The organism is Microbispora hainanensis, assembly GCF_006874475.1.
Taxonomy (GTDB): domain Bacteria; phylum Actinomycetota; class Actinomycetes; order Streptosporangiales; family Streptosporangiaceae; genus Microbispora; species Microbispora hainanensis.
Genome location: NZ_VIRM01000223.1, coordinates 1 through 330 on the forward strand (window position 1 = coordinate 1; position 330 = coordinate 330).

General features: G+C 64.8%; 1 protein-coding gene. It reads left to right on the plus strand.

Annotated elements, in window-relative coordinates; genetic code table 11:
* Positions 1-27: 27 nt before the first annotated feature.
* A partial coding sequence (locus FLX08_RS40210) for a reverse transcriptase family protein (RefSeq protein ID WP_482809803.1) occupies positions 28-330 on the plus strand: 303 nt, incomplete at its 3' end.

Here is a 330-nt window from a genome sequence, read left to right on the forward strand (position 1 = left end):
TGGAGGGTCGGCGTCCCGGTACGAAGGATGCAGGTCAAGTTGCACCAGTGGGCGCGGGCTGATCGTTCGCGCCGTTTCGATGATCTGTACAACCTGGTGTGCGATCCGGCGTTCCTGGCCGAGGCGTGGCGACGCGTCTCGACCAATGCCGGAGCGCGCACGGCCGGAATCGACGGGCTGACCGTGGCCCAGGTCGAAGACCGGCTGGGAGTGCAGCCGTTCTTGATGGAGATCAGGGACGAGTTGAAAGCCCGCACCTATCGTCCGTCGCCGGTACGGCGGACACAGATCCCCAAATCGAACGGGAAGCTGCGTGACCTTGGCATCCCG